This window comes from Saccharospirillaceae bacterium (assembly GCA_022448365.1).
Classification (GTDB): domain Bacteria; phylum Pseudomonadota; class Gammaproteobacteria; order Pseudomonadales; family Oceanobacteraceae; genus Bacterioplanoides.
This window is the reverse complement of the sequence record JAKVCS010000004.1, coordinates 21,597-45,444: the sequence shown is the minus strand read 5'-3', so window position 1 is coordinate 45,444 and position 23,848 is coordinate 21,597. Positions and strand designations below refer to the sequence as shown.

General features: G+C 48.9%; 24 protein-coding genes. 16 read left to right on the top strand and 8 right to left on the bottom strand.

The window, feature by feature from the left end:
- Nucleotides 1-80: 80 nt before the first annotated feature.
- From MK185_11425 to MK185_11395, 7 genes are all read left to right on the top strand, one after another.
- The gene (locus MK185_11425) at nt 81-956 is read left to right on the top strand and encodes an alpha/beta hydrolase (protein MCH2041235.1); all 876 of its coding nucleotides are present in this window, start codon (nt 81-83) and stop codon (nt 954-956) included.
- A gap of 81 nt (nt 957-1,037) precedes the next feature.
- Nucleotides 1,038-1,682, top strand: coding sequence for a guanylate kinase (gene gmk / locus MK185_11420; GenBank protein ID MCH2041234.1), 645 nt, complete (start codon nt 1,038-1,040; stop codon nt 1,680-1,682).
- Nucleotides 1,683-1,798: 116 nt separating this feature from the next.
- On the top strand, nt 1,799-2,029 hold the full coding sequence (gene rpoZ, locus MK185_11415) for a DNA-directed RNA polymerase subunit omega (protein MCH2041233.1): 231 nt from the start codon (nt 1,799-1,801) through the stop codon (nt 2,027-2,029).
- A 17-nt stretch (nt 2,030-2,046) separates the two neighbouring features.
- Complete coding sequence (gene spoT / locus MK185_11410; GenBank protein ID MCH2041232.1) at nt 2,047-4,167, top strand: bifunctional GTP diphosphokinase/guanosine-3',5'-bis pyrophosphate 3'-pyrophosphohydrolase; 2,121 nt, start codon at nt 2,047-2,049, stop codon at nt 4,165-4,167.
- A 3-nt stretch (nt 4,168-4,170) separates the two neighbouring features.
- Nucleotides 4,171-4,554, top strand: coding sequence for a RidA family protein (locus tag MK185_11405; GenBank protein MCH2041231.1), 384 nt, complete (start codon nt 4,171-4,173; stop codon nt 4,552-4,554).
- An 81-nt stretch (nt 4,555-4,635) separates the two neighbouring features.
- On the top strand, nt 4,636-5,145 hold the full coding sequence (locus MK185_11400; protein ID MCH2041230.1) for an RNA methyltransferase: 510 nt from the start codon (nt 4,636-4,638) through the stop codon (nt 5,143-5,145).
- A 143-nt stretch (nt 5,146-5,288) separates the two neighbouring features.
- Nucleotides 5,289-5,789 (top strand): NYN domain-containing protein, encoded by a 501-nt coding sequence (locus tag MK185_11395; GenBank protein ID MCH2041229.1) that lies wholly within the window; start codon nt 5,289-5,291, stop codon nt 5,787-5,789.
- A 115-nt stretch (nt 5,790-5,904) separates the two neighbouring features.
- Here the strand turns inward: MK185_11395 and MK185_11390 are convergent, their stop codons facing one another.
- A complete protein-coding gene (locus MK185_11390) occupies nt 5,905-6,507 on the bottom strand; it encodes a TetR/AcrR family transcriptional regulator (protein ID MCH2041228.1) in 603 nt (200 codons plus the stop codon).
- Between the two features lie 217 nt (nt 6,508-6,724).
- Here MK185_11390 and MK185_11385 point away from each other — a divergent pair, with 217 nt between their 5' ends.
- The 9 genes from MK185_11385 to MK185_11345 all read left to right on the top strand — a co-directional run bounded on the left by MK185_11385 (nt 6,725) and on the right by MK185_11345 (nt 17,975).
- Complete coding sequence (locus tag MK185_11385) at nt 6,725-8,563, top strand: DUF1446 domain-containing protein (protein ID MCH2041227.1); 1,839 nt, start codon at nt 6,725-6,727, stop codon at nt 8,561-8,563.
- Nucleotides 8,564-8,570: 7 nt separating this feature from the next.
- Nucleotides 8,571-10,187 (top strand): acyl-CoA carboxylase subunit beta, encoded by a 1,617-nt coding sequence (locus MK185_11380; GenBank protein MCH2041226.1) that lies wholly within the window; start codon nt 8,571-8,573, stop codon nt 10,185-10,187.
- 64 nt (nt 10,188-10,251) lie between these two features.
- Complete coding sequence (locus MK185_11375) at nt 10,252-11,409, top strand: acyl-CoA/acyl-ACP dehydrogenase (GenBank protein MCH2041225.1); 1,158 nt, start codon at nt 10,252-10,254, stop codon at nt 11,407-11,409.
- Between the two features lie 51 nt (nt 11,410-11,460).
- Nucleotides 11,461-12,285 (top strand): enoyl-CoA hydratase-related protein, encoded by an 825-nt coding sequence (locus MK185_11370; GenBank protein MCH2041224.1) that lies wholly within the window; start codon nt 11,461-11,463, stop codon nt 12,283-12,285.
- On the top strand, nt 12,275-14,242 hold the full coding sequence (locus MK185_11365; GenBank protein MCH2041223.1) for an acetyl/propionyl/methylcrotonyl-CoA carboxylase subunit alpha: 1,968 nt from the start codon (nt 12,275-12,277) through the stop codon (nt 14,240-14,242). Before MK185_11370 ends, MK185_11365 begins: the two co-directional genes overlap by 11 nt.
- Before the next feature lie 76 nt (nt 14,243-14,318).
- Nucleotides 14,319-15,203: an NAD(P)-dependent oxidoreductase gene (locus MK185_11360; GenBank protein MCH2041222.1), complete on the top strand. Its 885-nt coding sequence runs from the start codon at nt 14,319-14,321 to the stop codon at nt 15,201-15,203.
- 6 nt (nt 15,204-15,209) lie between these two features.
- A complete protein-coding gene (locus MK185_11355; protein ID MCH2041221.1) occupies nt 15,210-15,926 on the top strand; it encodes an enoyl-CoA hydratase/isomerase family protein in 717 nt (238 codons plus the stop codon).
- Between the two features lie 248 nt (nt 15,927-16,174).
- The gene (locus tag MK185_11350; GenBank protein MCH2041220.1) at nt 16,175-16,561 is read left to right on the top strand and encodes a hypothetical protein; all 387 of its coding nucleotides are present in this window, start codon (nt 16,175-16,177) and stop codon (nt 16,559-16,561) included.
- A gap of 37 nt (nt 16,562-16,598) precedes the next feature.
- The gene (locus MK185_11345; protein ID MCH2041219.1) at nt 16,599-17,975 is read left to right on the top strand and encodes a class II fumarate hydratase; all 1,377 of its coding nucleotides are present in this window, start codon (nt 16,599-16,601) and stop codon (nt 17,973-17,975) included.
- 123 nt (nt 17,976-18,098) lie between these two features.
- Here the strand turns inward: MK185_11345 and MK185_11340 are convergent, their stop codons facing one another.
- The 7 genes from MK185_11340 to MK185_11310 all read right to left on the bottom strand — a co-directional run bounded on the left by MK185_11340 (nt 18,099) and on the right by MK185_11310 (nt 23,792).
- A complete protein-coding gene (locus tag MK185_11340) occupies nt 18,099-18,617 on the bottom strand; it encodes a DUF615 domain-containing protein (protein MCH2041218.1) in 519 nt (172 codons plus the stop codon).
- A gap of 29 nt (nt 18,618-18,646) precedes the next feature.
- Nucleotides 18,647-19,999 carry a magnesium transporter gene (gene mgtE / locus MK185_11335; GenBank protein MCH2041217.1) on the bottom strand — a complete coding sequence of 451 codons (1,353 nt, stop codon included), beginning with the start codon at nt 19,997-19,999 and terminating at the stop codon, nt 18,647-18,649.
- Nucleotides 20,000-20,154: 155 nt separating this feature from the next.
- Entirely contained in the window at nt 20,155-20,424 is a 270-nt protein-coding gene (locus tag MK185_11330; GenBank protein ID MCH2041216.1) for an HPr family phosphocarrier protein, read from the bottom strand.
- A gap of 30 nt (nt 20,425-20,454) precedes the next feature.
- Nucleotides 20,455-21,315 (bottom strand): RNase adapter RapZ, encoded by an 861-nt coding sequence (gene rapZ, locus MK185_11325; GenBank protein MCH2041215.1) that lies wholly within the window; start codon nt 21,313-21,315, stop codon nt 20,455-20,457.
- A gap of 94 nt (nt 21,316-21,409) precedes the next feature.
- Entirely contained in the window at nt 21,410-21,868 is a 459-nt protein-coding gene (gene ptsN, locus MK185_11320; GenBank protein MCH2041214.1) for a PTS IIA-like nitrogen regulatory protein PtsN, read from the bottom strand.
- Between the two features lie 22 nt (nt 21,869-21,890).
- Nucleotides 21,891-22,193, bottom strand: a complete 303-nt coding sequence (gene raiA / locus MK185_11315; GenBank protein ID MCH2041213.1) for a ribosome-associated translation inhibitor RaiA — start codon at nt 22,191-22,193, stop codon at nt 21,891-21,893.
- A 45-nt stretch (nt 22,194-22,238) separates the two neighbouring features.
- Nucleotides 22,239-23,792 carry an RNA polymerase factor sigma-54 gene (locus tag MK185_11310; protein MCH2041212.1) on the bottom strand — a complete coding sequence of 518 codons (1,554 nt, stop codon included), beginning with the start codon at nt 23,790-23,792 and terminating at the stop codon, nt 22,239-22,241.
- Nucleotides 23,793-23,848: the final 56 nt, after the last annotated feature.

Sequence of the window (23,848 nt, the reverse complement as noted above, 5' to 3'; positions counted from 1 at the left end):
ATTATTTTGTACACATTAAACAATTCGGTCTTTCGTTTGCACAGATACACTGACCGTGTCTTGACTGGGAAAACATACCAATGGCTACTACCCAAATAACCATCAATCATGACCTGTACATCAACACAACAGACGGTTTTCAACTGGCGGCCAGTGAATACCGACCACAACACTGTAACGGCATTGGTGTCATCATTAATGGCGCCACAGGAGTTATACGTAAATATTATCAAGCCTTCGCAAGCTACCTCTGTGAACAGGGCTTTACCGTTTTGACCTATGAATTCCGGGGGATTGGTAACAGTAAAGGCAGAACTGAAGAATCTCCGGAGCCGAGTATGCTGCATTGGGGCCAGCGCGATATGGAAGCAGTATTAACCTTCTTCAGCCAGCGCCATCCGGAGTTGCAGATAAAAGGTGTCGGCCATTCTATTGGGGGCCAGCTACTGGGGATCGTGCCCGACAATAACCGCTATACAAGTTTTCTGAATATCGCTTCCCAACATATTTACTGGAAAAACTGGCCACTGCGAGACCGCCCTCTGACGATTCTTTTCTTTTTCGCCGTATTACCGTTGTTCTACAAGTTAACCGGTGGTCTGCCAAGCTGGGTATTGGGGGCAGAATATTTGCCTAAACAGGTTGCACGCGACTGGAGCCGCTTCGGCCGCAAAAAAGCCTACATTGCCAATGAACGGGGCAGACCTCTGCGCCAGGGTTTTAGTGACTACACCGGCAGCATGATGTTTTATGCCATGGCCGATGATCGCCGTTTTGCACCGCCCTCCTGCGTGAGGGAGCTGGCAAAGTTATTCCACAACGCGGACAGTGAAGTCAAAGTATTGCACCCTCGTGATTATGATATGAAAGCGATCGATCATTTCGGTTTTTTCAAAAAAGACATGAACCGTCAGATCTGGCAAGAAAGCGCCCAATGGCTCGCCAGCCAACATTAATCGAGATTCAGGGGCTGATAACAGCCCCTGCTCGGTTATACTTAGGAACCAGAATGATTTCATCCGGATCCCAAGACTTCCATGGCCACAACTTCCAATACACTGTTCACCGGTACACTATTTATTTTTTCCGCACCTTCTGGTGCCGGTAAAACCAGCCTGGTTAAAGCACTGCTCGACAAAACTTCGTACATCGGTGTTTCGGTTTCTCACACCACTCGCGCACCACGCCCGGGAGAAGAGAACGGCAAAGACTATAACTTCGTCAGTCAGAATGAGTTTCAAGCGCTGATTGAACAAAGCGCGTTTCTTGAGCACGCTCAGGTGTTCGACAATTTCTACGGCACCTCTCAACGCTGGGTTGAACAAGAGCTGCAAGCCGGTCGCGACGTTATTCTGGAAATCGATTGGCAAGGCGCACAGCAGGTACGCCGCCTGATGCCAGACGCTGTCACCGTGTTTATCCTGCCGCCATCCATCGAAGAACTGGAAAAGCGCCTGAGTAACCGCGGCCAGGACAGCGAGGAAATCATTGCCCGCCGAATGCGCGATGCCCAAAGCGAAATGGCCCATTACGCTGAGTTTGACTACCTCATCGTCAACGACGATTTTGATAATGCCCTTGAAGAACTGTGTGCCGTTATCATTGCCCGCCGCCATCGCTTGAGTGCGCAACAGGCCCGTCACCAGCAGACTCTCGAAGCATTACTGGCCCCACGTGCATAAAATACACGCAAGCGCTTAAAAAACATTCAAATTCCCGCTCTGGCTCTTCCCTTACGGCGGGAATTAACTAAAATGTCCGGTTCGAAGTTTCAGAATCCATAACCGTAGGAATCCAAATGGCACGCGTAACTGTAGAAGACTGCTTAAACAACGTTGATAACCGCTTTGAGCTGGTAATGCTGGCAACCAAACGCGCTCGTCAGATTGCCGTCCAGGGTGCCGAGCCTCTGGTTGAAGAAGAAAACGACAAGCCAACCGTATTGGCTCTGCGCGAAATTGCAGAAGACCTGGTGACTCCAGAAAGCATGGCGGCTCAGGAAGCTGCTGAACGCGCTGAAGAATACTAAGAGGCTGCTGGCAAACAGTGCCCACGCTTGATTCTTTAGAGGAGCGGCTTGCGCAATATCTGAGCCCCAGCCAGATTAAGCAAGTAAGCCGCGCTTATTATTACGCTGAGCAAGCCCACGAGGGTCAGCGTCGCCGCAGTGGCGAACCTTACATCATTCATCCACTTGCCGTGGCTAACATTCTTGCTGACATGAATCTGGACCATCAGAGTCTGATGGCTTCCATGCTTCACGATGTGATTGAAGATACCGGCATTCCCAAAAGTGCACTCGCCAAACAATTTGGTGATGTGGTCACGGATCTGGTGGACGGCGTTTCCAAGCTGACCAACATCCATTTCGAGAGCAAAGAAGAGCAACAAGCCGAGAACTTTCAGAAGATGGCGATGGCCATGGCGAAGGATATTCGCGTCATTCTGGTTAAGCTCGCTGACCGCCTCCATAACCTCCGTACGCTGGGTTCATTACGCCCGGAAAAACGCCGCAGAATTGCACGCGAAAGTCTCGATATTTATGTCCCGATTGCCAATCGTCTAGGACTTAATGACATTCGGGTCGAAATGGAAGAACTGTGTTTCGAAGCCGTCTACCCGATGCGCTCCGGACTGATCGCGAAAGCGGTTAAAGCCGCACGTGGCCATCGCTCAGAAATGGTCGACAGTATCTCCTCCGCTGTGCGCAGTAAGCTGAACGAAGTCAACATTCAGGCACGCGTGGTAGGCCGGGAAAAGCACCTGTCGAGCATCTACAACAAGATGCGCGAGAAACGTAAGTCGCTGGCTGACATTATGGATGTGTACGGATTCCGCATCATTACCGACTCAGTTGATGACTGTTACCGCATACTCGGGGCCATGCATGCCCTGTACAAGCCAATTCCGGGTCGCTTTAAAGACTATATTGCCATTCCGAAAACCAACGGTTATCAGTCGCTGCACACCACATTGATCGGTGTGGCCGGTGTACCAATTGAAATTCAGATCCGCACCGAAGAAATGGAAGCCATGGCCAATCATGGCATTGCCGCTCACTGGTTGTATAAATCGGAAAGCGACCAGACCAGCGGCACCCAGCGCGCACGTCAGTGGGTGCAGAATCTGCTTGAGTTACAGAAGAATGCTGGCAGCCCAATCGAATTTGTTGAACACGTAAAAGTCGACTTATTTCCGGAAGAAATTTACGTATTCACACCCAAAGGAAAAATTCTTGAATTACCGGCTGGTGCAACCGCCGTTGATTTTGCTTATGCCGTTCACACCGATGTGGGTAATCGCTGTATCGCCTGCCGCATTAACCGTCAACTGGCGCCTTTGAGTGCCAAGCTGCAAAATGGCCAGACGGTTCAGGTCGTTACTGGACCCAACTCCAGTCCGAATCCTGCCTGGCTTAACTTTGTTGTTACAGGCAAAGCACGTTCGAATATCCGTAATTATTTGAAGAATCAGCGCCGCAGTGAATCGGTCTCGCTGGGTGAGCGCTTGTTGAATAAAGCGCTGAATGATCTCGGCAAATCGATCAGCGACATCGATCAGCAACATGTGGATCTGGTGCTGAAGGAAACTGGCCTGGAAACGTTCGACGATATTCTCGAAGAAATTGGTGCCGGTAGTCGCATGGCGCCAATTCTTGCGCGCCGGTTACTGGTCGCGAATAAAGACACCGATATCGACCTTAATGCATTCGAGCAGTCGCCATTGGCAATTCGTGGTACCGAAGGTTTGATCGTCAGCTTCGCGAAATGTTGCAGCCCTATTCCGGGTGACGCTATTGTCGGTCACTCAAGCTCTGGTCGTGGCCTGGTGGTACACACCGAAGCCTGCAAAAACGTCGAGGAATTCCGCGACAACCCGGAAAAATGCGTCATTCTCTCCTGGGATAAAGACATCGACAGTGAGTTCACTGTTGACCTTAAGGTGTTTCTCGAAAATCGTCGTGGCATCGTGGTTGAGTTGGCCTCTGCCATCAATCAGGCGGACGCCAATGTCGAACAGATCAGTGTCGAGGAGCGTGACGCCCGACTGAGCGTGACTCATCTGAAAGTCAGTGTTCAGGGTCGTCGCCATCTCGCACGCGTTATCCGCCGCCTGCGCAATATTCATGGCGTAAATAAAATCGTACGAAGTAAAAATAAGGATTAATGCATGGCTCGCGAAATCATCGCTACCGACAATGCTCCTGCAGCAATTGGTACTTACTCACAAGCAGTAAAAGTCAACAACACGGTTTACCTGTCTGGCCAGATTCCTCTGGTACCAGCCACCATGGAAATGGTTGATGGTGATATTGAAGAGCAGATTCACCAGGTATTTAAAAACCTGACGGCAGTCTGCGAAGCCGCTGGTGGTAAACTGCAGGATATTGCCAAGTTAAATATCTTTCTGACCGATCTGAGCAACTTCGCAACAGTCAATCAGGTAATGGCTCAGTACTTTGAACAGCCTTACCCGGCACGCGCCGCTATTGGTGTTGCCCAGCTGCCGAAAGATGCCGGTGTTGAAATGGATGGTATTTTAGAGCTGGATTAATTTTTCAACGCTGTCCTCTCCAAGCCCCGAAGGTTTCAACGTTCGGGGCTTTTTATTGCCATCAGATTATTCAGACGAGTTATGAATAAAGCTAAAATCACCATCGGTTTAACCAATCCGAAAAGTCCATCTAATGTTGGCTCAGTGATGCGAGCAGCTGGATGCTTCCGGGCCGAAGAAGTGTATTACACCGGACGCCGATACGATCAGGCCGCTAAGTTCCACACTGATACACGGAATATGAGCAATAAAATCCTGCTCGAAGGTGTCGAATCGTTAATTGCATGCGCCGACCCTGACGCCAAAATTGTGTGTGTCGAACTGGTAGAAGGTGCAACCTGCTTACCCAACTTTGAACATCCGTATAACGCCCACTATATTTTTGGTCCGGAAGATGGAAACATCAGCCAGGATATTATCGACCAGGCCGATGAAGTGGTTTATCTGCCAACCGTTGGCTGCCTGAACCTGGCTGCAACGGTCAATATTGTTTTATACGATCGCATAGCTAAAGCCGATTTAAGTTTTGCCGGCGATGAATTAATTCGTTCCAGCCGCGATGTGAATAACCGTGCGAAAGTAAAAATCTGAGCTTCCGAAAGAATTAAAATGCTAGCGGAGTTCTTTCAGCCGCCGTTCAGAGGGCACCTCTCTGTACCTGCTGAGCTACCGCAACATTCTGTTGCTGCTTTTGAAAGAACACTCGCCAGCATCTCTAAATAAACGAGAGAACTATGCCCACAGAAAGAGTCGCTATTCTGGTTGATGTACAAAACATCTATTACACCTGTCGCCAGGGGTTTGGCCGCAATTTCGACTATAACCAGTTCTGGAAAATGGCGACTCACAGTGCGGATGGAACGCCGCGCGAAGTGGTTAAAGCCATCGCTTATGCTGTTGATCGTGGTGACGAAAAACAAAAACAGTTTCAGAATATTCTCCGAGCGATTGGCTTTCAGGTAAAACTCAAACCTTATATTCAACGTGCCGACGGCACTTCCAAAGGCGACTGGGACGTCGGCATCACGTTAGATGCGATGGAATACGCACCAGAAGCTGACTCTGTCGTATTAGCTTCCGGCGATGGCGACTTCGGTATTCTGGTGCAACGTATGCAGCACAAGTTCAACACACACGTGGAAGTGTATGGTGTGGAGCAATTAACTGCCGATTCGCTGATCAGTGCTGCCAATAAATACGTTCCGATACACAACGATTTGTTACTCGGGCGCTAAACCCCAAAAGCCAATAGGGTTGGCCTTCACATTGTACTGCCCGGTAACGCATACGGTTCTGGCCACAGAAGACGTCTGGGAAGTTTGAGGTTTTGACACTCGGAAAAGGAGAGCGTTAGCTCTTTACAGCCAAACTCAGCGCATATTCCGCCAGCTGTTCCAATGTCATTTCACCATCCGGTTTATACCAGTTAGTGGTCCAGCTCAACGCACCCGTGAGGAAACGACGCAGGATAAAGGCATCAATCTGCACCATCCCAGCGTTACGAGCTTCCTCTAAAGTATCCAGCCAAATCTGTTCGTAAGCATCACGTAACGTCAGAATGTGTTTTTGGCTTTCGGCTTTTAACGAGCGCCATTCGTAAACCAGCACACTCATAGCCTCGCCGGTTTCACCCAGAATAGACTGCAATTCACACCGAACCAGTGCCAGTACTTTATCACGCGGGTTATCTGTTAAAGCCAAAGCATCTTGCATCAGTGCGGTATTCAGAACGATGGTTTCTTCCATCACCGCCTGCAAAATCGCTTCTTTTGATTTGTAGTGATGAAAAAGGCTACCCGATTGAATACCAATCTCGGCTGCCAGATCACGTACGGTCGTACGCTCGTAACCTTTGTTTTTAAACAGGCGTGCGGCAGCAACCAATAACCGGCCTTTGGCGCTGTTCGGGTCAGTAATCTGTCCCTGATCAATCAATTGCTGCACTAAGCTCATATTTCGTTATTCCGACTAGCTCTTCAGAGAACCGCCGGATTATCGCGCAAAGCGCGCTGGTGATCACTTACTAAAGCACGTTGATACACCCATCTGGCGGATTGGTTTTATTGTAACCATGAATTAGGGATTTACAAACCAAGCGCTTGCTTGGTAGCCTATTTCAACCGTTATTCATAAGAATCCCAAACGTCGATCAATGGGATGGGACATTAACATGAGCAAAAGCATTCGAATCGGTTGCGCATCAGCCTTCTGGGGCGATACCAGCGTCGCCGCTCACCAGTTGGTCAATCAGGGGAAGTTGGACTATCTGGTGTTTGATTACCTGGCCGAGGTCACCTTGTCGATCATGGCAGGTGCACGCCTGAAGAATCCAGAGGCTGGCTTTGCTCCGGATTTTGTACAGGTGCTGAAACCACTGCTGTCTGCCATTGCCACGCAAGGCATCAAGGTTGTCAGTAATGCTGGCGGTATCAACGTATCCGGGTGCGCTCAGGCACTGCAGGCGGTCATCGACAGCGCAGGCCTTCAACTCACCGTAGCGGCAGTTGAAGGCGACAACCTGACGATGGATCAGGCGCAGTTCATCGAAGCCGGTGTAACCGAAATGTTTTCAGGTGCAGCACTACCAGGGCAATGTCTGAGTATTAACGCCTATCTGGGTGCCCCTGCTGTCGCCCAGGCACTGGCTGCCGGTGCCGATATCGTAATAACCGGTCGCTGTGTTGATTCTGCCGTTACGCTCGGGCCGCTAATGCACGAGTTTGGCTGGCAAACGGACGACTACGACAAACTGGCCCAGGGATCCTTGGCAGGCCATATCATTGAATGTGGTACCCAGTGTACCGGCGGTAATTTCACCGATTGGCAATTGGTCGCTGCCGGTTACGCCAATATGGGATTCCCAATTGTGGAATGTTACGAAGACGGCAGCTTTATTGTTTCAAAACCGGACAACACCGGTGGCCTGATTTCTCACCATACGGTTGGCGAACAGCTGTTATACGAAATCGGCGATCCGGCAAACTATTTGTTGCCCGATGTAAGCTGTGATTTCAGCCAGGTACATCTCGAACAGGTCGGCGATAATCAGGTGAGAGTCAGCAATGCCAAAGGTCGCATGCCCAGCGACCAATATAAAGTATCAGCCACGTATATGGACGGCTTCCGTTGTACCGCCACGTTTATGATTGGTGGCAGAGAAGCCGCACAAAAAGGTCAGGCCGTTGCTGATGCCATTATCCAACGAGTCAGCACATTGCTGACCGTGCAAAAATTTGGTGATTTCAAAGACAAAAACATCGAAATTCTCGGCAGCGAAACTACCTATGGTTCTCACTCTGCTGGATCCGATAGCCGTGAAGTGATCGTAAAAATTTCGGTACAACATGACGACAAACACGCGTTGGCCATTTTCGCTCGTGAGATTGCCCAGGCAGCCACAAGTATGGCACCGGGAATTACGGGGTTGGTTGGCGGTCGTCCAAAGCCGGGGCCAAGCATTCGTTTATTCTCGTTCCTGTGGCCAAAAGAAAAGCTGTCGGTAAGCATCAAACTGATGAACGCAGAACAAAGCCAAAAGACCAACACTCCTGTTGATATTGATACCAATACCCGATTGGAGTATACAACCACGCGTATCGATCCGGAAAATAATGCGGATATTGCTACCCTCCATACTGAAATTCCGCTGATCTACCTGGCAGTAGCCCGCAGTGGTGATAAAGGTAACCATTGCAATATTGGTGTCATGGCGCGTGACGCTGAATACCTTCCTTATATCCAACAAGCATTGCGCCCGGATGCTGTATCCAAATATTTACGTCATTTATTAGATGATCACCACAGTACTGCGACCCTGTTCGAACTACCGGGTTTAAATGCCTTCAACCTGCTACTGGAAAATGCGCTGGGTGGCGGTGGCATTGCCAGTCTGCGAATTGATCCACAAGGTAAAGCCGCTGCGCAACAACTACTGGATATGCCGGTTAAAGTGACGGAAGTAATTGCCCAAAAAGCGACCTCGGCTTACAACAAATTAATCAATAAGTGAACTTCTAATGACTCATTTATCTTCAGATATTGATAGCAATACTGCCGAATTTCAGGCCAATCGTGATGCGATGCTGACGGCTCTGGACGAGTTCCGCACCATTGAACAAAAAGTGTTGGAAAAAGCGCAACAGGCTCAGGAAAAATTTCATAAGCGTGGCAAATTATTACCCCGCGAGCGCCTGAATCTATTGTTGGATCCAGGCTCTGAATTTATCGAATTATGTTCGCTCGCTGGTTTCCGTATGCACGATGATAAAGACGGTAGCGCAGCAGGTGGTGGCATTATTGCAGGCATGGGTCATATCGCCGGCATTCGTTGTGTTATTCAGATAAATAACAGCGCGATCAAAGGTGGCACTATTTCTCCTGCTGGTCTGGATAAAACACTGCGTATTCAGGAAATTGCCCGGGCTAATAAACTACCAGTGGTCACTCTGGCAGAAAGTGGTGGCGCCAATCTCAACTACGCGACCGATGTATTTGTTCCGGGAGCTCAGGCTTTTGCCAACCAGGCACGTTTAAGTGCTGCAGGTATTCCACAAGTAACGGTTGTTCACGGTAACGCTACTGCCGGTGGTGCTTACCAACCGGGTTTATCTGATTACGTGATTGCCGTTCGCGGTAAAGCTAAAATGTTCCTGGCGGGCCCCCCCCTGCTAAAAGCGGCTACGGGTGAAATTGCCACCGATGAGGAATTAGGCGGTGCTGAGTTACATGCACTGGATGCAGGCACGGCAGATTACCTGGCGGAAGACGATGCCGATGGTATTCGCATTGCACGTGAAATCATGCAGTCGATACCGTGGAATGAGCAACTGCCAACAAAAAATGAGGTGCCATTTGAAGAACCACGGTACTCCCCCGAGGAACTGATTGGTGTGGTCCCGGCAGACTCCAAAACGCCTTACGACGTACGCGAAATTGTTGCCCGAATTGCTGACGGTTCGAAATTTCAGGATTTTAAGCCCGAATTTGATCATCAAACTGTGTGTGGTTTCACACATATCGGTGGAAAAGCCTGCGGTATTATTGGTAACAATGGTCCAATCACTGCCAAAGGCGCAAATAAAGCAGCGCAATTTATTCAACTGTGTAATCAGAGCAATATCGCACTGTTATTTCTGCATAACACCACGGGCTTTATGGTGGGTACCGAATCTGAGCAGAATGGAATTATTAAACATGGTTCCAAGATGCTACAGGCCGTCGCAAATGCGACAGTACCGAAAATTTCTATCGTTGTGGGTGGTTCTTACGGAGCGGGAAATTATGCTATGTGTGGCCGTGGCTTAGATCCTCGTTTTATTTTTGCCTGGCCAAACAGCAAAACAGCCGTCATGGGTGGTGCTCAGGCAGGCAAGGTACTGCGTATCGTTACCGAAGAAAAACAATTAAAAATGGGAATGGAACCGAATCAGGAACAACTGGATCAGTTAGAGCAAATAACAGCTGCAAAACTGGACGCCGGTTCGACGTCCCTGTTCGGAACCGCACGCCTGTGGGATGACGGTTTAATTGATCCGCGGGATACCCGCCGCCTGATGATTCATCTATTAGATATATGTAATGAAGAGAAACAACGCTCGTTACAGGCCAATAGTTTTGGTGTAGCGCGTTTCTGATACTCGAATAGCAAACTCAATTAAAGAAATTAAATAGTAGTACCCAGCTAAAACGGAGCAAACCATGATCCTGACACAAGAACATAAAGAGCTGAAACGTACCGTCCGCAACTTTGTGGAAAACGAAATTAATCCGTACGTAGAGCAGTGGGAAAAAGAAGGTATCTTCCCGGCCAAGGAGCTGTTCAAAAAAATGGGAAATCTGGGACTGCTGGGCATCAGTAAACCTGAATCTGCTGGCGGTATGGGCCTGGATTTCTCCTATGAAATGGCAGCTGCGGAAGAATTCGGAGGTATTTTATGTGGCGGCGTGCCCATGGCAATTGGAGTACAAACCTGCATGGCAACGCCGGCACTGGCCCGCTTTGGCTCTGATTACATAAAAGAAACTTTCCTGGCACCAGCTGTTGCTGGTGACATGGTTGCTTGTATTGGAGTGAGTGAGCCGGGTGCAGGCTCCGACGTTGCTGCTATTAAAACCACAGCAGTCAAAGACGGCGACGATTACATCATCAACGGTACGAAAATGTGGATCACGAACTCCACTCAGGCCGACTTCGTTTGTTTATTAGCGAACACATCTGACGATAAAGCGCACAAAAATAAATCTTTGATTGTTGTCCCCCTGGATCTTGAAGGGGTTAGTTTCTCCGAAAAACTGAATAAACTCGGAATGCGATCTTCGGACACGGCACAAATATTCTTTGACAACGTACGTGTACCACAGAAGAACCTTATTGGTTCAGAGGGTGCTGGTTTTATGATGCAGATGATGCAATTTCAGGAAGAACGTTTGTATGTGGCAGCGATGTCGCTCAAAGCGATGGAAATCTGTATTGACAGTACGATTGACTATACCCGCGATCGCCACACTTTTGGCCAGCCAATTATCAATAATCAGGTTGTTCACTTTCGCTTGGCAGAACTACAGACCGAGATCGAATCTCTGCGGTGTATGGTTTACCAGGCCTGCGAAGGTTACCTCAATAAAGAAGATATGACGCGCCTGGCATCCATGGCAAAACTGAAATCTGGTCGTTTATCCCGTGAAGTTACCGATGCCTGTATGCAGTACTGGGGAGGAATGGGCTTTATGTGGGATAACGTGGTTTCACGCTTTTATCGTGATAACCGCCTGGGTTCCATTGGCGGTGGGGCCGATGAAATTATGCTGGGTATTATCTGCAAATATATGGGCATTTTACCAAGCCGGTCGAAGTAACCGATAAATAATAGCGTCAGAACAGGTAGAAATATTAAAACTGGTAATGTCATGACCGAGTTAACACAACACTTTAATACGCTGGAAATTGTCGATCAGAAGCCTCTGCTGACGATACGTCTGAACCGACCACAACTGGCTAACGCCATGAGCCTTGAGATGGTCACAGAACTGGTTACCGTGATGGATGCTGTAAAAAACAGTGGTCATCGGGTTGTACTACTTGAAGGCGCTGGCGATCACTTTTGCGCCGGTGGCGATATTAAAGATATGCAAAGTGCCGGGGGCGATTCACAAAAGCTACGTGATTTTAACCGCGCTTTTGGCCATATGATCGAAACAGCTGACCAGTTACCAGCCGTCGTTATCTGCTCATTAAAAGGTGCGGTGATGGGCGGTGGATTCGGTCTGGCGTGTGTCAGTGATTATGCCGTAGCCGATAAAAGTACCCGCTTTGCTCTGCCTGAGACATCTCTCGGTATTATCCCGGCGCAAATCGCTCCGTTTGTCGTGAAGCGAATGGGTATGACACAAGCACGTCGCTTGGCTCTATTGGGTCAGAAGATAGGCGCTGAAGAAGCATTACATCTGAATTTAATCCATCAGTTGGCACACTCTGATGAGCAACAGCGGGAACTGATTCAGCAGGGTATTCAGTCGGCATTGAAATGTGCACCACAAGCAACAGCCCAAACTAAGGCACTGCTGCATGCGGTTAACAACAGTGTCGATACAGAAAATGGAAAAACCGTCAGCAAGTTATTAGATCAGGCTGCTGATAATTTTGCCGCAGCCGTGGTCAGCGAAGGGCGTGAAGGCGCCAGCGCTTTTATGGAAAAACGCAAACCAAATTGGGCGTCTGATAATGATAAGTAACTCCCCTTTCAGCAAAGTATTAGTGGCCAATCGTGGCGAAATTGCAGTGCGTGTGATCCGCACCGCGAAAGCACAAGGCTATCGTACAGTTGCGGTTTTCTCGGAAGCAGATCGAGAAGCGCCACACGTACAAATCGCAGATGAAGCCGTTTGTATTGGTCCCGCTGCTGTTGGTGAAAGCTACTTATGCAGCGATAAGATTCTTGCTGCTGCGATAAAAACCGGCGCTGATGCGATTCATCCGGGTTACGGTTTTTTATCCGAAAATTCTGATTTTTCCCAGGCTGTGGAAAAAGCCGGGATGGTATTTATTGGCCCAACCGCAGCCGCCATCGAATTAATGGGCAGTAAGCGTCAATCAAAAATCGCCATGATTGAAGCTGGTGTTCCCTGTATTCCGGGTTACGAAGGTGCTGATCAATCTGATCAGGTGCTGAAGAAAGCGGCATTAGAGATTGGCATGCCGGTCATGCTGAAAGCCAGTGCCGGTGGTGGCGGCCGTGGCATGCGTTTGGTTACGGATGCTGACACATTAGACGAGCATATTCACTCTGCACGATCGGAGGCACAGAATGCCTTTGGTAGTGGTGAATTAATTATTGAAAAAGCGGTAATGCAGCCGCGTCATATCGAAATTCAGGTATTTGCCGATTCCTTTGGTAATACCATCTATCTGGGTGAGCGCGATTGCTCGGTACAACGCCGCCATCAGAAAGTCGTAGAGGAAGCGCCTTCCCCCTTTGTTGATGACGCCCTGAGAAAGACCATGGGTGAGGCAGCCGTTGCGGCTGCTAAAAGTTGTAAATACCGTGGTGCTGGTACCGTTGAATTCCTGGTTGATAGCGATAAGAACTTCTACTTTCTGGAAATGAATACCCGCTTGCAGGTGGAGCACCCAGTAACGGAATTGATCACAGGTCTCGATTTGGTTGCACTGCAACTACAGGTTGCTGCTGGTGAGCCACTGGGCTTAACACAAAGCGATATCCGGTTGAACGGCCATGCTATGGAGGTGCGTTTATATGCCGAAGATCCTGCCAATAACTTTGTGCCGCAAACCGGTCAATTATTACAGTGGAACCCGGCAGATACCGGAGACGGTTTACGCATCGACAGTGGTATTAAGCAAGGTCAAACCGTAACACCCCACTACGATCCGATGCTGGCGAAATTAATCAGCTTTGGAAACAATCGTGAGCAATCACGTCGCCGTCTTATACGCCTGGTTGAAGATTCCAGCTTATTAGGTATTCAGGATAATCGCGCTTTTCTGGCGAACTGTTTAAAACACCCTGAGTTTATAGCAGGCGAAGCGACCACAGCCTTTATTGCTGAGCATATGGAAGCATCAGAGTGTATGCAGCCATTAAAAGCACGCTCTGAAGACGTCGCTCTGGCCGCTTTAATTCTCAATGCACCAGACGGTTTCCATAACAACCCTTTAGGTACTCGCTTTGGCAAAATTGCTCATAACGACGATGTTGCAGAAGTTGAAATTCAACAAGATCGCGTTGATCGCAGTTTGATTTATGTGAAGTTAGTTGCGACAGAAGAGCGCTTCTGTCTGCGGACGGTATCCCGCAACAGCCACCAGCTGCGTTACGAGTCAGACGGTATTCAAAAGACGGTCAGTATTGTTCAGTCTGCTGAGAACGAGTGCTGGATTAATACCACACGAGGTAACTTGTGCCTGCGTGATGTCACTCTGACTTCTGCCAGCACTCAGGCCGGAGGTTCAGATCAGGTTCGTGCTTCGATGGACGGCGCCATGATTGCAGTACTGGTAGAAGCGGGTCAGCAGGTTGAACAAGGGCAAACCCTGACGGTGCTGGAAGCGATGAAGATGGAGCATCCGTTAAAAGCAGGCGTAAGCGGTATCGTTAAAGAAGTACTGGTTAACGAAGGCGATCAGGTTAAAGGTCGTCAGCTATTAATTCAGTTAGAAGCATCAGAATAAACGGGTGACCAACCCATTACCCTTAATAATTACTCGATAAGTTGCCCCATGCGACTTAAAAGAACAGGTATACACAATGGCTAACTTAAATAACAAAACCATTATAATTACCGGTGCCAGCCGGGGCATTGGTCGTGAAATTGCGCTGACCTGCGCACGTGACGGCGCCAATATTGTGATTGCAGCCAAGTCTGATGAGCCGCACCCAAAACTCAAAGGTACCATCCACAGTGTTGCCAAAGAAGTAGAAGAAGCCGGTGGCCAAGCGTTAGCCGTCAAAGTTGATGTTCGTTCCGAAGAGGATGTCGATAACCTGATTGCCAGAACCGTTGAACGTTTTGGTGGTATCGATGTCATCATTAATAACGCTGGTGCTATTGCTCTTGCCGGTGTTGAAATGACGCCGCTGAAAAAACTCGACCTGATGATGCAAGTCAACTTCCGTGCTGTATTTCTGTTAAGTCAGAAAGCACTGCCGCATCTGAAAAAATCTGAACAAGGCCATATTTTAAGTCTGTGCCCTCCCCTCGATCTGGATCGACGCTGGTTGCGCAATCACTCGCCATACACGTTAACGAAATACGGTATGTCGATGTTGACCCTGGGTATGTCGGATGAATTTAAGCGCTATGGTATTGCAGTAAATGCTTTGTGGCCGCGTACCGTTATTCATACCGACGCAACATCGTTTGGTGGTAAACAATCTTTTGATCGTGCCCGTGGTCCAAAAATCATGGCCGACGCGGCGTATATTCTGCTGCAAAAAGCCGACCGTGAAGTGACAGGTCAGTTGCTGATCGATGAGGAGTTTCTACGCGGTGAAGGGGTAACAGATTTTGAACAATTCCGTGCCAATCCGGAAAGCGATAAAACCGATTTAATGCCGGATTTATTTGTTCAGGAACCGGAGGTATATGTCCGTGGTACGTTACCGCCACTCGCTGGTTTAGAAAGCGAGTAATTTCCTATGCCATTACTGAGTCTCAAAAACGATGGAAAAGTGGCCATTATTTCGATGGATAATGGTAAAAACGCCAACAATCTGGAGTTTGCCCAGACATTATTAGCGTTGTTGCAAGACGTTGAGGCAGAAAAATCGAATAAAGCACTGATTCTGACTTCCAGTGATGAAAAGAACTGGAGTCAGGGGATTGATGTCATGTGGCTGATGTCCAGTATTCAGGGTGGTCAACACGATGATGTCAAAGCGTTTTTATCCACGATGGATGAAATCTACACGCTGATGATGCAATACCCGATGCCGATTATCGCCGCGATGAACGGCCACACCTTTGGTAACGGTATTGTTATCGCCGCCGCTTGTGATTTCCGTTTTATGCGCTCCGATCGAGGTTATGTTTGCTTCCCGGAAGTGGATATGAATATCCCGTTTGTTCCAGGCTTGATTGATGTCATTCTGAAAGCGATTCCGAAGCATACATTTAACGAGATGATTCTGACCGGTCGTAAGATGAGCGCAGTGGAAATGGCGCACGCCGCCTTCATCGACAAAACCTTCGATTCGGTTGAAACCCTGCAACAAGGTGCACTGGAGTTTGCACGGACCTTCAATAAGAGTCGTCCGATTTTTGCTGAACACAAGCGGCGTTTGCATCAACCAGTACTGGCAGCCTTAGCGCAGAAAAACCCTCCCGTAATCGAAGAGCTTAAGATATTACTGTAAGTCTGAGCGAATGATTGCGGTCTTCAAAAACAGCCTCCGTCTGAGAGGCTGTTTTTGTTTCTGAAAAAGTCACGGTGCGACTCCTCTTAACCAAATTACATTCTCCTGAGCCTGATTATATCCCGCTATACATCAGCCCCCTGAGCCTTTGTTGCTCCCCCCGCGACGACCACCCTACTTGACTATTGCAGCGTGACGCCCTATAAATACGATCAATTATCATTTAGATTTCTCTAAAGGGGTTGGTGATGGTACCTGAAAGAAGCCTGTCAGATAGCAATATAACCCCATTTGTTAGGCAACTGCGTCATAAGATCCGCCATGCTCAGGAACCTGATAACCCATGCCTGTTAATGACCTGGTTTCATCTTGAAGAGAGCGAATGCAATCACTGCAATCAAGAGCAACAATGGCTGCGCTATAAATCTTCCGTTGAACTGTTACTCGATACCTTCACCGATGAACTTAATCCGGCCCACTGGCGAGCATTATGCCTGGATAATCTGATCCGACCGCTCAGCTGCTTGCAACGTCTGGTGAAGAGTGACCACCAAGCTGCTGAACTGCGCCAGCTATTGCAGGACGTCAGCACCCTATCTCATTACTTCACACCCAATTTTTCGCAGTCCCATTAAATTTAATTCATTAACCCGAATCGATTAAGGAATCCTTATGACCACACGTATTGAACGCGACAGCATGGGCGAACTGGAAGTTGCTGAAAACGCTTTATATGCAGCCCAGACTCAGCGCGCGATCAACAACTTCCCGGTCAGCGGTCAGAGCATGCCTCAACCGTTCATCCGTGCTTTATTACTGGCCAAAAAAGCGGCGGCACAAGCAAACACCAAACTCGAATTGCTCAATGCCGATACCGGCGCCGCGATCTGTAAGGCGGTCGATGAAGTGCTGGGCGAAGAAGGCTACATGAAACACTTCCCGGTTGATGTATTTCAGACCGGGTCCGGTACCAGTTCGAATATGAATGCCAATGAGGTACTGGCGACGCTGGCAACCCGCACAGCGGCCGAGCCGGTTTCTCCCAATGACCACGTGAACTATGGTCAGAGCAGTAACGATATTATTCCATCCAGTATTCACATCAGTGCAGCACTGGAAATTCATGAGAAGCTGATCCCTGCCCTTACCTACCTGACCGACGCCATCAAGGCCAAAGCTGAGACGCTGAAAGATCAGGTTAAGACCGGCCGTACGCACCTGATGGATGCCATGCCTGTCCGTATGGAACAAAGCTTAATGAGCTGGGCGACTCAGATTGATCAGAATATTGAAGCGATCAAGAATACTCTGCCAATGCTGCAAAGCCTGGCACAGGGCGGCACGGCCGTTGGCACAGGCATCAACGCGCATGAGGACTTTGCGGATAAGTTCAATCAAGAGCTGACCGAGCTGACTGGCGTGCCATTTACTAAAGCCGCCAATTTGTTCACCCACATCGGTACTCAGGACATTGCGGTATCGGTATCAGGTCAGCTTAAAATGACGGCGGTTTCGCTGATGAAAATCGCTAATGACCTACGCTGGATGAACTCTGGTCCTCTGGCTGGACTGAGCGAAATTGAATTGGAAGCACTGCAACCAGGGTCTTCCATCATGCCGGGGAAAGTAAACCCGGTCATACCGGAAGCCACCGCGATGGTTGCTGCTCAGGTAATGGGCAACGATACCACCATTACCATTGCTGGCCAGTCGGGTAACTTCGAACTGAATGTGATGCTCCCACTGATTGCCCGCAATCTGCTGGAAAGTATTGAACTGATCGCTAACGTGTCTCGCCTGCTGGCAGACAAAGCCATCACCAGCTTTAAAGTGAACGAAGACAGCCTGAAGCAGGCTCTGTCACGTAACCCGATTCTGGTGACGGCGCTGAACCCAATCATTGGTTACTTAAAAGCGGCTGAAATTGCCAAGCAGGCTTATAAAGAGGGTCGCCCGGTGATTGATGTCGCGCTGGAGAATACCGACCTGTCTCGTGACGAGTTAGAGCGCTTGCTGGATCCGGCAAAACTGACTCTCGGTGGTCTGTAATTTCGCCTTTCATTTAAAAGGCTGAAAGCAAGAAGGTATGTCTTTCGACGGCAGCGGCAGGCACAGGGATGTGCCTTCGCGACGGCGGCAGAAAGATGTCCCTTTCTGCTGTAATAGTTTGGTTTAAACCATCGTTTCCTTAATAAACTGAAACAACTTCTTATAACCCGATCCCGGCTTCGGTGGCTCCGAACTCATTTCTTTAGTGGCATTCCGCACCAAATTGCGGAGGTGTTGACGATCAACATGTGGATATTCATCGATAAAAGTATTCATTGCCTTATCGTCTTTGATTAAACGTTCCCGCCATCTTTCCATCTGACCAACACGGCGACCGAACGCTTCGCTTGAAGGGTCTAACAAATCCACCTGCTGTTGAACCAGTTCCACATCCTCATCACGCATCAGCTTACCGATATATTGCAGATGGCGGCGTCTGGCTTCGTTGTGCTTCAGGCGCTTACTCTCAACCAATGCATCCCGCAGCACTTCTTTAATGGTCAGTGTTTGCCACTGATTGGCATTTAATTCCGTCAGACGCTTACCTAGCTCCTGCAGGCGATCCATCTCACGCTTCATTTCAGTTTTGCTGACAATTTCGTATTCAATCTCGTCTTCGAACGAATCTTTTTTTCTGGCCATGATGATATCCGGATAACAGTAGGCTGGCGTTAGAGATAAAAAATAGTCGCCAGACCGAGGAAAGAAAGGAAGCCGACGACGTCCGTGACGGTTGTCAGAATGACAGAGCCAGCCAGCGCCGGGTCGATTCCCTGAGCTTTGAGAATCAGGGGCAGTGCTGCGCCGCTAATCGCAGCAACCAATAAATTAATAATAATCGCAGCACCAATAATGCTGGCGATGATCGGATCCTGGAACCATGCCAGAGTAATCAAAGCAATGACGACGGCCCAAAGGATGCCATTAATACCGGCCACCACCAGCTCCCGGTTAAACAACCATCGGAAGTTTGCACCGCTCAAATGGCCAAGAGCCTGGCCGCGAATTACCAGAGTTAAAACCTGGCTACCGGCGATTCCCCCCATACTGGCGACGATCGGCATTAAGACCGCTAACGCAACCACTTGTTCGATGGTTTTATCGAACAACCCAATCACCGCAGAAGCAATAAAAGCCGTGATTAAATTGATACCAAGCCACACAGCACGGCGGCGACTGGTTTTCATTGCGGGAGCGAAAGTGTCTTCCTCTTCATCGAGGCCCGCCATACTCATTAATGAATGATCTGCGGTTTCACGAATAACGTCGACCACATCATCAATGGTAATACGGCCGAGCAACACACCTTCGCTATCCAGCACCGGGGCAGATACCAGATCGTGACGCTCAAAGACTTTCGCCACTTCGGTTTCATGCTGGTCGGCGTGAATGATTTTACTGTCGGTATTCATCACTTCCCGAACGGTTTGGTTCGGGTCGCTGACAAGAAGTTTGTTAATAGGCAGGACGCCAATGAACTCATTCTGACGATTAACCACCAGCAGATTATCAGTCATAGCCGGCAGTGTTTTATGGCGACGCAAATAACGCAGCGTCGCTTCCAGAGAGATATCCGGACGAATGGTCACCGTGTCGGTGTTCATCAGACCACCGGCACTGTCCTCTGGATATTCCAGAATCGTTTCAATACGCGAACGATCCTGCTGGTCCATCGAGCGCAGAACCTGCTGAGTGACCCGCTCAGGCAATTGCTGCAGAATGTCGGCAACATCGTCGGTATCGAGGTCGGCCGTCACATCGGCAACTTCTTCGGCACTCATATCGCTTAAGAAGTGGCTTTGCAGCTCATCGCTTAAGTGTTGAAGAACCTCACCCTCAGAGTCTTTATCAACCAGCTCCCAGAGAATCTTGCGCGCTTTCGGCGGAGAGGCCTCAATCAGATGTGCAATATCCACCGGCGCCATTGAATTGAGCATCCGGCGAACTTTCGCCAGCGCACCACTTTCCAGTGCGGCGGTGAGGCTGTGTAACTTAGCTTTTGCCTTTTCCGTCTGCTGCGCCATGCTGAAACTCTGAGCGGGTGAATGAATACAACCAGACATCCAGTGATAAACCGGCTCATGGTTGTGGGGGGATACATTGAATTCTAGCCTGAATGTCTCTGCGAGACCATGAAACCACTCGCAAAAATCTTTCTAATGATTTGATTTAGGTGGATTTATTCATCTTCGTCAAAGCGGCGATTAATCAGATCAACCAACGCTTCTATAGCGGCCTCAGAATCACTGCCATCGGCATGTAACTCAATGTCCGTGCCTTTGCTGGCCGCCAACATCATCACCGCCATGATGCTTTTACCATCCACCATGCGATCCTTATAGCCTACTTTAATCTGGCTTGAGAAGGCAGACGCCGTGGACACCAGCTTGGCAGCTGCACGGGCATGCAAACCCAGCTTGTTGATGATAGTAATTTCGCGGCAGATCATTCCCAGACTCTCTTATCCTTCATTTCAGGGCTACTCGATAGACCCTAACTCTCTGTGGCGTACCTGAACATTAGCAAACAACTGCCGGAACTGCGCTGTCAGCTGCTCAGCGATAAATACGGAGCGATGTTGTCCACCGGTGCATCCGATAGCAATGGTCATATAGCTGCGATTGGCATCAATAAATGCGGGCAACCAATTACCAACAAAATTCGCAATATCCGTTTTCATTTGCTGAACTTCTGCTTTCGAACTGAGAAAGTTCTGAATCTCTTCGTCCTGACCGGTGTACTGACGCAGTGCCGGGTCCCAGTACGGGTTCGGTAAATTACGCACATCAAAGACATAGTCGGCATCCTTTGGAATGCCGTACTTAAAGCCAAAGGACTCAAACAGAATAGCAATGTCGTTGTCATCTTTATCGGCAACACGTTTCTTAATCAGAGAACGCAGCTCGTGCACCGACATACTGGTGGTATCCAGTGTCAGGTCAGCGATATTGACGATAGGGTCGAGCAGTTCTTTTTCTTTTTCAATGGCCTCAGCCAGAGAGACAGAATCACTGGTCAGCGGATGCTTGCGACGGGTCGCACTGAAGCGCTGTAACAACACGTCATCGGCCGCATCCAGATACACCACATCCAACTGATATTCGTCTTTCGGAAGACTGTGCAGTACTTCCTGTATCTGTTCAAAGGTATGAGCCAGATTCCGGGCATCGACACTTACAGCAACCTTGGCAAGGCGCTCTTCGTGATGAGTCTCCATCACCAGATCGTCGAGTAACCCGATAGGCAGATTGTCGATACAATAAAAGCCAAGATCTTCAAGCACGTGCAATGCACTGGATTTGCCAGAGCCGGAACGCCCGCTGATCACCACTAAACGCATGAAAGTTACCTTGTGTTAAGCCTGAACAGTCAGACCCGATTACGACGAATACTCCGGGTATAGCAGCTGTTTATTGCCTGAATATGAATTCTGCTCAGATGGCTTTTAAAGCTCGTTGATAAAGTTGATTACTGTCCGGTGCATTTCGTAATGCCTGACGGAATTCCGCGTCACTGAAGTTGCGTGCCAGCATTGACAGTACCTGAAGATGCTCGTCCGTTGCCTCTTCTGGTACTAACAATGCAAACACAAGGTCCACTGGCTGACGGTCTATCGCATCGTAATCGATGGCCTGCTCTAACCGCAGCAAGACTCCGAAGGCCCTATCACATGAAGGTAACCGGCAATGAGGAATAGCAATTCCCTCGCCAATACCTGTACTTCCCAAGCGTTCGCGGTTTAGTAGCCGCTCAAAAATATCGTCCGCCGTAGTGGCCGGCAATTGCCTCGAAATTTGCTGTCCCAAGTACTCCAGTAACTTTTTCTTACTGGAAACTGAAATATCAATTTCCGTGCATTCAACGCTTAGGATATCGCCAATACCAGAGCTCATGATAAGACCTTACTGCTGAAACTCAGTGACCGTGATTACGGGCTACCCGTTTTTCTTTGTGTTTAAGTACCTGACGATCCAACTTATCGATCATCGCATCGATAGCGGCATACATATCATCGCTGTCAGCACTGGCATTCATATCGGCACCACTGACGTGAATGGTTGCCTCTGCCCGGTGGCGCTCGTCGTTCTCAACGGTCAGCGTCACTTGCGCTTTGGTTACATTATCGAAATGACGACTGATCTTGCCCATTTTTTCTTCCACATGGGCTTGCATTGCTTCCGTAATCTCAACGTGATGGCCGCTCACATTAATCTGCATAGTTCAGACTCCTTCTTCATTGTCTGAGGTGTTTTTCAGCTGCAATTAAATCAGCTGTTTACGTTCGTTAGAAGGTGGGATCTGCATCGCCTCACGGTATTTAGCCACGGTACGACGCGCAACTTTGATCCCCTTCTCGCCTAACATCGCTGCAATTTTATTGTCACTCAGAGGTTTGCGCTGGTTCTCTTCAGCAATCAGCTTTTTAATCATCGCTCGAATAGCCGTTGAAGAACACTCACCACCGCTATCGGTACTGACGTGACTGGAGAAGAAATATTTCAGCTCAAAAATACCACGGGGTGTGTGCATGTACTTTTGAGTAGTCACCCGGGAAATGGTTGATTCATGCATGCCAACTGCTTCTGCAATATCGTGTAACACCAGCGGCTTCATTTTTTCTTCGCCTTCTTCGAAAAATTCGATCTGGTATTCAACAATCTTAGTGGCTACTTTCAGCAAAGTGTCGTTACGACTCTGCAAACTTTTGATGAACCAACGGGCTTCCTGAAGGTGATCTTTGATAAAAGTGTTATCGGCACTGTTGTCAGAACGTTTTACCAAAGAAGCATAACTTTCATTGACCCGCAGTTTAGGCGCAATATCCGGGTTCAGTTCAACACGCCATTCATCACGGATATTACGCACAAGTACGTCAGGAACAACATACTCAGCCTGATCCGGAGAAATATCAGCACCTGGCTTTGGATTCAATTCTTTAACCAAACGCAGAACCGCTTTCAGACTGTCTTCTTTCAGCTTGGTTTTACGCATCAGCGTTGGGTAATCTTTACTGCCCAGCATGTCGATGTAATCACCGATCACCAGCTGAGCTTCTTTCAGCCACGGGGTTTCTGTTGGTAACTGTGCCAGTTGCAGCAACAAACACTCACGCAGATCACGACAGAAAACACCAGCCGGATCAAATTGCTGCAAGCGACGAAGCACCACCTTCACTTCGTCTTCCTCAACCTCAAGCTCCGGATCCATACTCTCAAGAACATCTTCGATGCTGGTGTGCAGGTAACCATCACTGTCTACCCCATCGATAAACATCAGAGCGATTTCACGGTCTGTGTCGGTCATTGGGGTCAGATTTAATTGCCACAGCAAGTGGTCTTGCAGGTCATCGGTTGTTGCATGGCGGGAGTCGTAGTCGAAGTCATCGTCTGCCGGACCTGCACTGGAAGCAACACCCGCACTGGGTTGGTAAGTGTCATCCCAGTTGCTGTCCATTGGTAAATCTTCGGGGAGCTGTTCGTTCGACAAGTGATCCGTGACTTCCTGATTGTCTGGGGTCGTGACGTCATCCATTCGTTCTGGGACATCATTGCTGTCGCTATCGCTGGCGTTCGCGCTGTATTCGTTCAACTCGGCCGATTCGCCGCTGGCAGCTTCTGAGTTATTATCGCCGGCGTTTTCTGCAGGAATATCATCCGGCCCATGCTCTTCACTTTCGAGCATGGGATTAGAATCCAGTGCTTCTTGAATTTCTTGTTGCAGATCCAGTGTGGACAGTTGTAACAGGCGGATGGCCTGCTGCAACTGGGGTGTCATGGTCAGCTGCTGACCCATCTTTAACTGGAGAGATGCTTTCATAGATGTCGCTATTCACCTGCTGTTTGCGACCCGCTAACAAAAATCCGGGCCAACCA

Bases quoted from the DNA above. Each gene is read 5' to 3' on its own strand.
- MK185_11425 (MCH2041235.1), top strand. From the start codon at position 81: ATGGCTACTACCCAAATAACCATCAATCATGACCTGTACATCAACACA.
- gmk (MCH2041234.1), top strand. From the start codon at position 1,038: ATGGCCACAACTTCCAATACACTGTTCACCGGTACACTATTTATTTTT.
- rpoZ (MCH2041233.1), top strand. From the start codon at position 1,799: ATGGCACGCGTAACTGTAGAAGACTGCTTAAACAACGTTGATAACCGC.
- MK185_11405 (MCH2041231.1), top strand. From the start codon at position 4,171: ATGGCTCGCGAAATCATCGCTACCGACAATGCTCCTGCAGCAATTGGT.
- MK185_11400 (MCH2041230.1), top strand. From the start codon at position 4,636: ATGAATAAAGCTAAAATCACCATCGGTTTAACCAATCCGAAAAGTCCA.
- MK185_11395 (MCH2041229.1), top strand. From the start codon at position 5,289: ATGCCCACAGAAAGAGTCGCTATTCTGGTTGATGTACAAAACATCTAT.
- MK185_11390 (MCH2041228.1), bottom strand. From the start codon at position 6,507: ATGAGCTTAGTGCAGCAATTGATTGATCAGGGACAGATTACTGACCCG.
- MK185_11385 (MCH2041227.1), top strand. From the start codon at position 6,725: ATGAGCAAAAGCATTCGAATCGGTTGCGCATCAGCCTTCTGGGGCGAT.
- MK185_11380 (MCH2041226.1), top strand. From the start codon at position 8,571: ATGACTCATTTATCTTCAGATATTGATAGCAATACTGCCGAATTTCAG.
- MK185_11375 (MCH2041225.1), top strand. From the start codon at position 10,252: ATGATCCTGACACAAGAACATAAAGAGCTGAAACGTACCGTCCGCAAC.
- MK185_11370 (MCH2041224.1), top strand. From the start codon at position 11,461: ATGACCGAGTTAACACAACACTTTAATACGCTGGAAATTGTCGATCAG.
- MK185_11365 (MCH2041223.1), top strand. From the start codon at position 12,275: ATGATAAGTAACTCCCCTTTCAGCAAAGTATTAGTGGCCAATCGTGGC.
- MK185_11360 (MCH2041222.1), top strand. From the start codon at position 14,319: ATGGCTAACTTAAATAACAAAACCATTATAATTACCGGTGCCAGCCGG.
- MK185_11355 (MCH2041221.1), top strand. From the start codon at position 15,210: ATGCCATTACTGAGTCTCAAAAACGATGGAAAAGTGGCCATTATTTCG.
- MK185_11350 (MCH2041220.1), top strand. From the start codon at position 16,175: ATGGTACCTGAAAGAAGCCTGTCAGATAGCAATATAACCCCATTTGTT.
- MK185_11345 (MCH2041219.1), top strand. From the start codon at position 16,599: ATGACCACACGTATTGAACGCGACAGCATGGGCGAACTGGAAGTTGCT.
- MK185_11340 (MCH2041218.1), bottom strand. From the start codon at position 18,617: ATGGCCAGAAAAAAAGATTCGTTCGAAGACGAGATTGAATACGAAATT.
- mgtE (MCH2041217.1), bottom strand. From the start codon at position 19,999: ATGGCGCAGCAGACGGAAAAGGCAAAAGCTAAGTTACACAGCCTCACC.
- MK185_11330 (MCH2041216.1), bottom strand. From the start codon at position 20,424: ATGATCTGCCGCGAAATTACTATCATCAACAAGCTGGGTTTGCATGCC.
- rapZ (MCH2041215.1), bottom strand. From the start codon at position 21,315: ATGCGTTTAGTGGTGATCAGCGGGCGTTCCGGCTCTGGCAAATCCAGT.
- ptsN (MCH2041214.1), bottom strand. From the start codon at position 21,868: ATGAGCTCTGGTATTGGCGATATCCTAAGCGTTGAATGCACGGAAATT.
- raiA (MCH2041213.1), bottom strand. From the start codon at position 22,193: ATGCAGATTAATGTGAGCGGCCATCACGTTGAGATTACGGAAGCAATG.
- MK185_11310 (MCH2041212.1), bottom strand. From the start codon at position 23,792: ATGAAAGCATCTCTCCAGTTAAAGATGGGTCAGCAGCTGACCATGACA.